The following is an 11,880-nucleotide window of genomic DNA, read 5'->3' on the forward strand; positions in this document are numbered from 1 at the left end:
GGCCCAAATGGCCCGTTTTTATTAGCTATAACAAGGTGATTATTTCACCCCAAGCTCACGCAATAGTTCATCTGCGCCGTCTACTTTTTCCATTTGCCAAAGCATAAAGCGAGAATCTACTTGAATAGAGCGAGTATTATCTAGATTGAAATCCCAATCAGAAATAATCGAATCAAGCGTTCCATCAAAGGCGAGACCAACTAATTCTGCTTTATCGTTTAATACCGCAGAGCCTGAGTTACCGCCAGTAATATCAAGGGTTGCTAGGTAATTCACCGGTACCGAGTCTAAGCTCTTAACATAGTAATCACCGTAGTCTTTTGCCTTGATCTTGTCTAATTGCGCTTGTGGCGCATTAAACTCGCCCTCACCGGTAGCTTTATCGGTAATCCCACGTAAGGTAGTGAAGGCAGTCCACGCAGTACCATCATGAGTTCCATGGTCACGTCCTGTCACATTACCGTAGGTGACCCGCAAGGTGCTGTTCGCATCTGGATAAACAGCTTTACCTTGCGCCTTCATAAAGGCGATTTTTGCTTTCATGTAGTTTGCGTAAGCTTGCTGAACCTTACCTGCGTGCTCTTCAGCTTCTGCTTCTTGCTCACGGTCATAATCCCACATAGCTACAGCCGCTTTAATGAAAGGATCAGAGCTCTGCGCAAACTGCTCAGGACTTTGCTCTAACAAGGCAGCCCGAGCCTTACCATCAGTAAATAAGGTACTGGCATACCAGCTGTCGATTAAGGCATGCAAATCGTTGGTGCTCATATTATCAGTAATGCCCATAGCGGCATCAAACTGAGCATCGCGCTCGGTCTTAGGTAGCGCAACGTAACGCGCTAAAAAGTGCTTATCTAAGGCTTTTTCAACGCTCACATCAAAACTACGATCTAAGCCTGCAACGAAGGCTCGGTAGCGTGGTAAATCACGCTCTTGGAATCCGGCTTTACGTTCCGCATTAGGCTTGGTTTGCTCGTTACTCAAACGATACAGAGCTTTGGCCATACCCAATAAACGTGGTGTAGCCACATCTAACGTATAACTCTTGCGACCTTCGTCCTGGGCCTTTTTCAAAAGAGCTTCAATGGCCTCTAAATCAGCGGCATAAGCAGCACGATTCTTCTTATTGCTATTAACCCACTCTTTTAACGCTGTATGCTCAGCTTGCTTGCGCTCTAATAAATCGCTTTCTGCATAGCTATCGAGCATGCCTTGACGGTTCTTCATGTAGTTATTCAAACCCGCCACACGGCTTGCGTATTTCAGTTCAGCATCTTTGTTGTCCGCAGTTTGCTCAGCAATGATGTCTAACGTTTCTTTAAAGCGACTAACCGTATTCGGGTAGCTCCATTCAAAGGTATCTAGCACTTCAGATGGCAGACGATGACGGTTAGTGCGGCCTGGATAGCCTAATGCCATCACGAAGTCGCCTTCTTGCAGTGGCTTTTTAGCTAACTTGATATGAAATTCTGGCTGATAAGGCACATTATCTTCTGAATATTCAGCTGATTTACCTTCAGGGCTTACATAAGCACGATAGAAGCTGTAATCACCGGTGTGACGCGGCCACATCCAGTTATCAGTATCGCCACCAAATTTGCCCACCCCTTCGGCTGGAGCATGAACTAAGCGTACATCTTTAATTTCTAATTGCTTAATGAGATAAAACTCTAAACCACCGTAGTAAGAAGCGACCGTACAGCGGTGTCCTTCGTCAGCTTCACAGGCTGCTACTAAAGCTTTTTGGTTGGCCTCAATGGCATTAATACGAGCTTGACCAGTAAGCTTAGCCGTAGCTTTATCAATGATTTTATCGGTGACATTGTCAACGGCTTTGGTCACATAAATACGGCTACCAGGAGCTGCCGCTACTTCGTCGCTAAGAGCTTTAGCTAAGAAACCATTAGCCAGCAGATCGTTTTCTGGAGTTGAGTTGTAAGCAATGCTGTTATAAACACAGTGGTGGTTAGTCGCCACTAACCCTTGCGGGCTCACAAAAGATGCTGAACAACCGCCCAAACTTACGATAGCTCCCATCGGGAACTCAGTCAGCTGAGTGAGCTCTTTCGGGTTTAGCTTTAAGCCAGCTGCTTTTAACTGCTTAGCGATGTCAGGTAGTTGTTGCGGCATCCACATGCCTTCGTCAGCTAGCGCCGGGGCACTTAACAATGCTAACGCAATAAGTGTTTTTTTCATGATATTGCTGCCATGTCTCTTGGTCTGTTGAAGTTGATACTTAATAAATACGCCAGCTTGGCCTACCGATTAAATATGCAGTTAGTTAAGTCTTCTTAAATAGAGCTAAATTATCAGCTATTGGTTTCCTAATCATTCGCTGCTAGCGCGTTAAAGTCAATTCTGAAATGTAAGCAAGATTGTCGCAGCAGCCTTAATATCGACTCAGTCACAGGTTTATATCAAGGTGATTGACGATTGCCTGTATTTAATCAATACTTAGGACATGTTCAAATCAAACTTTCGCATTATGAGCACCACGCTCACCTTTCCTAAGTTGGCCGGACGCAAGCAGCGCCCGGCACGAACTCGACTGTCCTTTTCGTAATACATTCGCAAAATAGTTTCATAGCTTAGTTATTTAACCCTTTCGTAGTTGATTAATACAAACATAGACACTGTTACATCTTAACTTGTTAGCTTCTAACAAGATTTTTTAAGCTGTCAGTTGGAGTAGATCATGCAAAACAAACCAGACATTATTTTAAGTGCGGCCGATGTCGCCACCATTGAACGGTATATTGAAAAAATGCCACACGCCAACGAGCAAGTGTTAGCGCTAGAAAACGAGTTAGCTCGCGCTAAAGTGGTGAAGCATCAAGATTTGCCTAGCGATGTCATCGCCATGGGTTCGCGCGTTACTTTTAGAATTGCAGAGTTGAACAAAGAATTTGCCAAAACGCTGTGTTATCCAGAGCAGCTAGCCAATCATGAGGATGGAATTTCGATTTTCGCCCCCGTTGGCAGTGCACTGATAGGTTTGCGCGTGGGCCAAAGTATTGATTGGCCGCTCAATGGGAGCGTACGTCATGTGGAGATCATTGCGGTCAGCCCTGCCCCTGTTGCTGCTTAACAAGCTACTGTAAACCCAAATATAAAAGGCGCCTGAGTTATCCTCAGGCGCCTTTTTAAGTTGTCGTTAACTGAATCCGTGGGAGCGCTTAGGCGCGGCGACGGAAACCTGCCATTAACAGGGCAACTAAACCAAACCACAGTGGGAACGAGCTGCTAGTAGTAGCATGATCGATGTTCACATGCTCTTCTTCTGGCGTTTCCGCACCTGGATCTTCTATGTCTGGGTCAGTACCGCCATCGTCATCTGGGTTAGACTCAACCGTGGTAAAGGCAACGATAACTGGATCGTGGTCAGAGCTACGATACGGGTCTTCGTTATAGTATTGAGTATCTAATGGGATATCTTTGTACTCAAGGTTGTAGTCGAATACCTTAGGTTCGTCAACATTGATGTGCCAAGCTTGAGCTGCAACAACTTTCGCAGTCATAGCTTCTGAACCGAACGCGTGCTCTAGACTACCTGACTCATCACGATACCAGTAAGTATAAGTAGCTTGACCTTCTTCTGCAAAGGCTGCCTTCAGGTTAGTAAAGCCACCTTCAACCATTGCAGTGATTGGGTCTTCCATGGTGTAAGCATTCATGTCGCCCATCACGATAACGTCTTCGTCAGTACGTCCAGTTGGGTGACCTGCTAACCACTCTTGTAACTTCTCTACTGCCGCTACGCGAGTCGCATTCCAGCAACCTTGGCCATCGCCAGTGTCTTTGTCACCATCAGCAGCGCTGCTGCTACAGCTTCCTTTAGAGCGTAAGTGCGCTACTACGAAAGTAAATTCATCTTCGTTCACTAAGTCTTTAAAGGTTTGTGCTACTGGAGGACGGCTACCGTAATCAAACGGTACCTGGGTGGTGAATACGCCAGTACCGGTTTCAGCAACACGGTCTGTACGGTAAATAATAGCGTTAGTAATAGCATCGCCACCGATAATACCTGAGCCGCCAACGTTAACGAAGGCCCACTCAGAGTCACCAGCGTCGTTAAGTGCTGCAACTAACTGCACCAACATGCTGTTTTCACCATTACCGTCATTTTCTAACTCAATTAAACCAACCACATCGGCTTGTAAGCCCAGGATGGCAGCAACTGCTTTAGGTAATTGACGATCGTATTCAAGAATATTGTTCGCGCCACGCTCGGTCGGGAAGCCACCGCCTTGGCCGTCACCGTTAAACAAGTTCAACAGGTTGAAGACAGCCACGCGCACGTCACCCATTTCTGCTGCTGCCGGAGCAGTAGTACGTGGGTTGACATCAACAAATTGTAAATCTTGAGTTGGTAACAAACGATACTCGTCAAACGAGTAGTGCATGATACCTTGTGGATTGGTGATTTCTGTACCTAAACGCAAGGTGTTATCGGCACTTAAACCGCCTGGAGGGAAAGGCACGTCGGTAGCATTAGTTACGCTGCGAGCGTCATCAATGCGGAACACACGCGCAGCTTTGGCAGCAGCGACCGCTTTAGCTGGTTCACCAGGTGCGGCAATTTCAGTAGGTGTCATAAGGCGCTCATCGGCCACTTTAAATTCACCGTACTGGCCTAATTGGTCGGTACCAGTCACTACTACTGGGTGTTGCACTTGTACCAACATACCTTCAAAACGCTCAAACTCGTCGCGTGAAGTAAGTGGCAGTTCTAATGCAGCTGGAGTCACATCTTGGCCTTCAGCACAAACAACCATGTTGCTGATGTTTGATAATTGAGTGCCATTAAAGTATTCAGCTACTTCACCTTGTATCCGTACTAATTGACCCGCAACTGGAGCATAAGTATCGGTTGGTGAATAAACGAAAATACCTTCTGAGCTGTTTGGATCATCGTCTTGATGAGCATCTTCTTCTTGCAAGAAGAAACCGTTTAACGGACGCTCGCCTGACTTATAAACACCAGTCACAACCGCTTCTACGATAACAATTTGGCCCACTAAAGGTGAGGCACCAGTAGCTTCAGATAAAGCGTTGCCTTGAATAGCTGAAATACGGTGGGCGCTGTCGCCACACACACCAAACTCAGTTGGTTCTGGCTCTGGCTCCGGCTCTGGCTCTGGATCGCTACCAGCATAACCAGCATGCGAACCTAAACCGTCAAAAGTATCCTGAGCAAAGGCATCCCATTCGACCGCTGGGTCAAAGGCATCTTCAAAGTTGCTATCACCAGTCATCACCGCATCTTTACGGCGCAAGGTCATATTTACTGTACTAACGTCACCGCTTTCCCACGCTGTGCCTGGGTCTTCACCTAATTTGCCGAAGCTATCAACAATCACGTCGCCTTTAACCAACGCCCAACCGTCATCACCGTTGTGGTTAATGTCTGTGGTTTCGATATCAGCATAACCTTTCAAGGTAGCGTTGGCTGATGAATGTACTAAAACGTAAGTTGATTTAGCTGCGAGAGTGCCGCTTAACGCGATGTTTGCTGGGCTGGTGCCACCATTAGAAAAACGCTGTAAAGCATACTGACTTAAGTCAACGGTAGCATCTGTGGTGTTAAAAAGTTCAATCGCTTTATTGTTCGAAGAACCTTCGATATATTCAGAAATGATAATGTCTGCACTAGCTGCGCTACTGGCCAAAAGCGCCGTAAGTGCAAGAGCAATATTGTGACGTTTCATAGTCTAATCTCTTGTTGTTGTGTAAGCCTAGAGTATAGGGTCTTGTACTATAACCCAGAACGATTAACATTTTAATGACTTTTTGTGACAAACGGGTGACAAGATTGCAGATTAATGACGCTATAAAGTTAAAAAGAGTGTATGACGCGGCTCAGAGCGACGATGGTAAACGAGTGTTAGCTGATCGACTTTGGCCACGGGGCCTTAGCAAAACTAAAGCTCAGATTGATCTTTGGTGTCAGGCAGTTTGCCCCTCAACCAAGCTACGACAGCAATATCATCGCGGTGAATTGAGTTATGCTGAATTCGTACCCGCTTATCAAGCCGAGTTAGCAGAGTTAGATCAACCCTTATTGGAACTCATGCGCATGATTCGGCAAGGGCCTATTACTTTGCTCAGTGCTGTTAAAGACCTGCATCAATCCCACCTGCCGGTGTTGCAACATGAGCTAATTCAGCGTTTACATGCCGAAGATGTAGCAGCTAGCGATGAACCAAGCTCCCCCGTTTGCTACGGTAAGCAATTTGATCATTGGGATTAACAGCCGCAGCGCATCCTGCTAAGCTCAAGCCATTCAAAAAGCTGGCTATGAGCCATTTATGGACTACCCATATAGGTAGGCATCCACACTATTACTGCTGGAGCATGCTGTGACGACTGATTTTATTGAAGTGTATGATAACGCGCTATCTGCTGAGTTTTGCCAAAACTTTATTGACACTTTTGAGCAGAGCCCGCACCTCACGACCGGTCGCACTGGCGGTGGGGTGGATACCAACAAGAAAATCAGTGAAGACCTCTATCTTAACCAGCATCAAGAGTACGCCGCACCACTGGCCACCATCTGTGATGTCACGACTCGTTATGCGCTTGAGTATTTCAAAAAATATCACTTTGCGTTGATTGCGCCGGTAGGTCTCCAAGTTCGCCACCCTAGCACCGGTGAACCGGTTCATCTAACCCACGAAAATTTTAATGAAGTTGCGGCCGGACAAGAGTTGGCCTTTATGCAGTTGCTGTATCGACTAGGCCCAATTCAAGCGCAAAAGTACGCGCAAGGGCGCGGCAATTATAATTACTGGCATTGTGAGGTTTTTCCAGAAAAGAACAGTACCGAAGCGCTGCATCGCAGCTTGTTATTCATGTTTTATTTGAATGATGTAGAACAAGGCGGAAGCACCGATTTTTATTACCAGCAACGCTCTATCCAACCCAAACAAGGGCGGATGGTGATAGCCCCCGGATACTTTACACATACACACCGCGGCACTGTGCCTGTTTCTAATGATAAATACATTCTCACCAGTTGGATTTTATTGAATCAGGGCAACCGTATTTTTCCTTAACGGTTGCCCACAGGCGTGATTAAGTGTTAAGCACTTGACCATCGCTGTCTAACACAGTGACTGCAACATCAATACCACTGCGTACGCTCTGAGTAACCACACAGAAATCTTCAAACTGTTCCAGCACCCGCTCCAGTTTGTCGATACTGGCAGCTGGTTGCCCCAAATGTAGCTCTACCGCTAAGTTAGTGATGCGCCAACGACCATCAACTCGTTCTGGATCGCCACTTACACGCGCCCAAACTTGGCCTGGGTCACCTTTAAACTTGCGAATAGCAAACATTAAACTCGCCGCTAGACAGTTCGCCACAGCAGTGGCTAACAACTGACTTGGACCTGGGCCCTCACCATGCCCAACGGGCTCATGCTCATCCGTGACCATCTGCCCAAACTCACCGAAGTCAATTTCAAACTTGTAGTTCTCGATTAAGTGAAGTTTTATATCAATTGCTGGATTTGCCATGCCGTACTCCTATTTTTCTGCAATAATAGTGCGTCGTAACTAATACCCCTTCGTGCAAGGAGAATGATTCATGAAGAATCCGTTGTATATTCCCTATGCAGGCCCCAACCTGTTAGAAACCCCATTGCTCAACAAGGGGAGTGCTTTTACACGCGACGAGCGTGCCGCCTTTAATCTAACCGGGCTACTGCCGCCACGATACGAAACGATTGAAGAACAAGTAAAGCGTTGTTACCTGCAGTATTCAAGTTTCGATACCGCCATCAACAAACATATTTATTTGCGAGCCATTCAAGATAACAACGAAACTCTTTTCTACCGCTTGCTCACCGATAATCTCGAAGAGATGATGCCGATTATCTACACCCCTACTGTAGGTGATGCGTGTGAACAATTCTCTGATATTTATCGTTCTTCGCGCGGATTATTTATCTCTTACGAAGAACAAGATCAAATGGACGACATTTTACGCAATGCCACCAAACGTAAAGTTAAGGTGATTGTCGTTACCGATGGCGAGCGGATTCTCGGCTTAGGTGACCAAGGCATTGGCGGCATGGGTATTCCCATTGGTAAGTTAAGTTTGTACACCGCCTGTGGTGGTATCAGCCCGGCCTATACCTTGCCGGTTTGTTTAGATGTGGGTACCAATAACGAAAAGCTCCTAAACGATCCTATGTACATGGGCGCTCGGCATAAGCGTATTGACCAAGCTGACTACGACGCTTTCATTGAACGCTTCATGCATGCTCTGAAGCGACGTTGGCCTGAAGCCATGATCCAGTTTGAAGATTTTGCCCAACCCAATGCTATGCCTATTTTGCGTAAGTACCGCAACGAAGTCTGCTGCTTTAACGACGATATTCAGGGTACGGCGGCGGTCACTGTTGGTACTTTGTTGGCGGCCTGTAAAGCTAAAAACGTGCGCCTACGGGATCAAAAAGTGGCCTTTGTAGGTGCGGGTTCTGCCGGGTGTGGTATCGCTGAGCAAATCATTCAGCAAATGGTTGCCGAAGGCCTTACTGATGCCCAAGCGCGCCAGCAAATTTTTATGGTCGACCGGTTTGGCCTATTAACCGAGGGTATGGCAGATTTACGCGATTTTCAGCAAGCCCTAGCGCAGCCGCTTAACCAGTTACAAAACTGGCAACATAGCGGGGATTACGCCTCCTTGTTAGATGTGATGCATTGTGCCCAGCCTGGCATTTTGATTGGCGTATCGGGCCAACCTGGGCTGTTTACTGAGCAGGTGATTCGTGCCATGCAGCAATACACTGAGCAGCCAATTATTTTTCCGCTGTCTAATCCATCCCGACAGATCGAGGCGCATCCAGCCCATGTCATTGAATGGACTGACGGACAAGCTATTATTGCCACCGGTAGCCCGTTCGACCCAGTCACTTATAAAGGCCAGCAGTACCCTATAGCCCAGTGTAATAACAGCTATATTTTCCCGGGGATTGGTCTCGGTGTGTTGGCAGTGAAAGCTCGCATCATTAGTGATGAGATGCTGATGGCCGCTAGTAATACGCTGGCAGCTCATTCACCGAGGGTTACTGGCGAGAGCGATTGCCTGTTACCAGGCTTAACTGCCATTGCCGAATTGAGCAAGGCAATAGCCTTTGCGGTTGCTAAAGTGGCCCAAGCACAAGGCTTAGCCTTAGAGATCAGCGACGAGCAATTGCAGCAGAAGATTGATGCCAATTTCTGGACCCCGCAATACCGTCAATACAAACGTGTAAGTATTTAATGAAGACGCTGGCATCGTTACCATAATCCTTGTATCTTCAAAGGCATCTATTAGCTGGAGAAGATACATGCGACGGCTGGGGCGATGCCTTTTTTTTAGTTTGCTGTGCGGTGTTGGGCTGGGGTGCACAAGCACAGCTGCGCAAGCAGCAGAGCAAGCCAAACAGTTGGAGCAAACAGAACAAGCCGAGCAGACCGAGCAAGCCGACGACCCAGCCTTGGTTGATAAATTTCGCGAAGGTTTGACCTACTCAGTCAACGCCTCTGCGCGTTGGCTAGACTCGTTTTTTACCGATGAAATCAACCCAGCAGATTACAACACCGCCAGTGGTAGCCTGACGCTAACCCCAGAGTGGGATGAATACGATGGCTTTTCGATTGATTCTAGTTTTCGCGCTAAAGTGGTTTTCCCTCATGCCAAACGTCGTTTTTCTGCCATTATCGGACGTGGTGACTTCGATGATTTTATTAACGATACCCAACAAACACGCCCCTCGGTGATTCGGCGTGACCAAGCCGACGAAGAATGGATGCTTGGGCTTGGCTTTGATCCCTATGTTGAAGACCATCACAGCTTATCTTTTGGCGCTGGTATCCGCGGCGGAATTAATCTAGACCCCTACGTAAGAGCACGCTATCGTTACGAAACCATTGCCGATGAAAATACCGAATACCGACTGCAATCCGTTGCTTTTTGGCGCGATAGTGATGGTTTTGGCGTGGCACAAACCGTCACTGTTGATACCGCGCTTACAGACCGATGGTTCAACAAGGTATGGGTACGCGGCACCTTTGCCGAACGCACTGAAGGGGTACGTTGGCATGCGTCAGAAAAAATCTATTACATGTACCATCACGAGCGCGCCATCGGTGCTGAAATTTGGTGGTATGGCGAAACCGGACATCAAGTTCCTCTGCAAGATGTCGGGCTACGCGCCATCCACCGCAGTCGCTACTCACGCGATTGGCTGTATTTTCAAACTTGGGTAGGTGTCCATTGGCCGCGCGAAGTTGTTACCGAAACACGACAGCCACGCTGGCTAGTTGGCTTTGAAATCGAGATGTTATTTGGCAACTAAAACACGACGAGGTTTTTAATGATTTTTCAGCAAGCCATCGTGAGTCCATTGGGGCCGCTTATCATTACCAGCCGTAGAGACTTGAATGAGCGCAACATCAAGGGTGTTGGTGAAGCCATAACCGCTATTGATTTTGTTGCTGAACCCGATGCTTTAGCCGCACCCAGTGCCCTCACCGAACAAGCGGCAAAGCAACTAGAGGCCTATTTTGCCGGACAATTAACCCAGTTTGACCTACCGTTAGCTGCGGCTGGCACTGAGTTTAAGCAACAAGTGTGGCAAGCGCTGTGTACCATTCCCTATGGCACTACCGTCAGCTATCAAACCATCGCAAACAGTATCGCCAAGCCCAAAGCGGTACGAGCTGTCGGCATGGCCAATAGCCGTAACCCCATTGCGATAGTCATTCCATGTCATCGGGTGATAGGTGCCAACGGAACCCTTACGGGTTACGCTGACGGCCTAGATAAAAAAGAAGCTTTATTACGTTTGGAAGGAAGTTGGTAGTGCACGCTAGGAGCGCGGATAGATCTCAACCATTTTTTGCAGCTGCTTGGCTATCTCAACACGCAGCTGTTTAGGCTCCAGCACCTCTGCATAGGGACCACAACTTAAGACCCAACTGATTAACTCTTTTGAAAGAGGTAACTGCGCCGTTAACAAAATTGACTCACCATTTTCTTCGATTTTCTGATTCGGCAACAACGGCTGCGATTTCAGAAAATGTCGTAAACATGGCTGACATTTTAGTTTGACGGTTTGCACCGCAAAATTGCTTTTACCATCAGACGGAATAGACAACAGCGGCAATAAAGGCGCATCTTGCACAATACTCCATCCATACGGTCGTGAGCGTTCATCTGCAACTAGCGGGAAAACTTCTGACAACTCAACTAAATTGCGTTGCACGGTACGAACGCTGACATCAATCCCATGCGTGACGAGCTTATCACATAGCGAACTCACATCTATCTTTTGAGGCTGCCGCGGAATATGCCGCAACAACATCAAATATCGCATCACTCTCTGCACAGACATACTCCTTGTCTCAACTACTTATTGTTTTTTTTTACTTTTGTAGCTTACCGCCAATATGCGTCATATCATGACGCATGCAATCCACCCTGTAAAGATAAAGCAAAAAGTTACTATGCTACATTGTATAGTCAAGCTTAATCCGCTTAACTTATGTGCTAGAATGCCTTTCTGGTTGTTATGGCATTGACCTCAACTTAGCGGAGAATACTTATGCGACATATTCTGATGATGATTTTAGCTGCGGCTAGCTTAGCTCTGTTGGCTCAACCAGCTCATGGACAAAGTAGCGAACAAAGCAAGGAACAAAGCAAACAAACGGCAGAACAGGCACGCGAAGAACTGAAAGCCAAACGCGACGCCCTACGTGAAAAAATGAAAGCCGAAAAAGAAGCTCTAAAAGAGCAACGCACCACCGAGCGTGAAGCGCTGCTCAAAGATAAAGAGAAAAAGAAAGACGATAACGGTAAGAAAAAAGACGATAATGGCCGCTATTAAG

Annotated in this window: 11 protein-coding genes; 7 read left to right on the plus strand and 4 right to left on the minus strand. The window is 47.0% G+C overall.

What is annotated here, in order from left to right:
• Positions 1-39 precede the first annotated feature (39 nt).
• Entirely contained in the window at positions 40-2,196 is a 2,157-nt protein-coding gene (locus ACQ661_RS08190; protein WP_431668120.1) for a S46 family peptidase, read from the minus strand.
• A gap of 499 nt (positions 2,197-2,695) precedes the next feature.
• On the opposite strand from ACQ661_RS08190, the gene rnk reads away from it, so the two are divergent.
• Positions 2,696-3,088 carry a nucleoside diphosphate kinase regulator gene (gene rnk, locus ACQ661_RS08195; protein ID WP_431668121.1) on the plus strand — a complete coding sequence of 131 codons (393 nt, stop codon included), beginning with the start codon at positions 2,696-2,698 and terminating at the stop codon, positions 3,086-3,088.
• A gap of 88 nt (positions 3,089-3,176) precedes the next feature.
• Here the strand turns inward: rnk and ACQ661_RS08200 are convergent, their stop codons facing one another.
• Positions 3,177-5,708 carry an ExeM/NucH family extracellular endonuclease gene (locus ACQ661_RS08200; protein WP_431668122.1) on the minus strand — a complete coding sequence of 844 codons (2,532 nt, stop codon included), beginning with the start codon at positions 5,706-5,708 and terminating at the stop codon, positions 3,177-3,179.
• Positions 5,709-5,782: 74 nt separating this feature from the next.
• Between ACQ661_RS08200 and ACQ661_RS08205 the strand changes: the two genes are divergently transcribed.
• Positions 5,783-6,250: a DUF488 domain-containing protein gene (locus ACQ661_RS08205; protein ID WP_153826877.1), complete on the plus strand. Its 468-nt coding sequence runs from the start codon at positions 5,783-5,785 to the stop codon at positions 6,248-6,250.
• 109 nt (positions 6,251-6,359) lie between these two features.
• Complete coding sequence (locus ACQ661_RS08210; RefSeq protein ID WP_110075489.1) at positions 6,360-7,055, plus strand: 2OG-Fe(II) oxygenase; 696 nt, start codon at positions 6,360-6,362, stop codon at positions 7,053-7,055.
• A 19-nt stretch (positions 7,056-7,074) separates the two neighbouring features.
• Here ACQ661_RS08210 and ACQ661_RS08215 read toward each other — a convergent pair whose 3' ends face one another.
• Entirely contained in the window at positions 7,075-7,518 is a 444-nt protein-coding gene (locus tag ACQ661_RS08215; RefSeq protein ID WP_431668123.1) for an OsmC family protein, read from the minus strand.
• Between the two features lie 70 nt (positions 7,519-7,588).
• Here ACQ661_RS08215 and ACQ661_RS08220 point away from each other — a divergent pair, with 70 nt between their 5' ends.
• The 3 genes from ACQ661_RS08220 to ACQ661_RS08230 all read left to right on the plus strand — a co-directional run bounded on the left by ACQ661_RS08220 (position 7,589) and on the right by ACQ661_RS08230 (position 10,853).
• Positions 7,589-9,268: an NAD-dependent malic enzyme gene (locus tag ACQ661_RS08220; RefSeq protein WP_431668124.1), complete on the plus strand. Its 1,680-nt coding sequence runs from the start codon at positions 7,589-7,591 to the stop codon at positions 9,266-9,268.
• Positions 9,269-9,335: 67 nt separating this feature from the next.
• Complete coding sequence (locus tag ACQ661_RS08225; RefSeq protein WP_431668125.1) at positions 9,336-10,346, plus strand: hypothetical protein; 1,011 nt, start codon at positions 9,336-9,338, stop codon at positions 10,344-10,346.
• Positions 10,347-10,364: 18 nt separating this feature from the next.
• On the plus strand, positions 10,365-10,853 hold the full coding sequence (locus ACQ661_RS08230; protein WP_431668126.1) for a methylated-DNA--[protein]-cysteine S-methyltransferase: 489 nt from the start codon (positions 10,365-10,367) through the stop codon (positions 10,851-10,853).
• Positions 10,854-10,859: 6 nt separating this feature from the next.
• Here the strand turns inward: ACQ661_RS08230 and ACQ661_RS08235 are convergent, their stop codons facing one another.
• Positions 10,860-11,378: a WYL domain-containing protein gene (locus ACQ661_RS08235; RefSeq protein ID WP_181394899.1), complete on the minus strand. Its 519-nt coding sequence runs from the start codon at positions 11,376-11,378 to the stop codon at positions 10,860-10,862.
• 216 nt (positions 11,379-11,594) lie between these two features.
• On the opposite strand from ACQ661_RS08235, the gene ACQ661_RS08240 reads away from it, so the two are divergent.
• Positions 11,595-11,879, plus strand: a complete 285-nt coding sequence (locus ACQ661_RS08240) for a hypothetical protein (protein WP_313933250.1) — start codon at positions 11,595-11,597, stop codon at positions 11,877-11,879.
• The last annotated feature ends 1 nt before the right edge of the window (position 11,880 follow it).

The sequence above is a fragment of the Pseudidiomarina sp. WS423 genome (assembly GCF_050750165.1).
GTDB classification, from domain to species: domain Bacteria; phylum Pseudomonadota; class Gammaproteobacteria; order Enterobacterales; family Alteromonadaceae; genus Pseudidiomarina; species Pseudidiomarina fusca.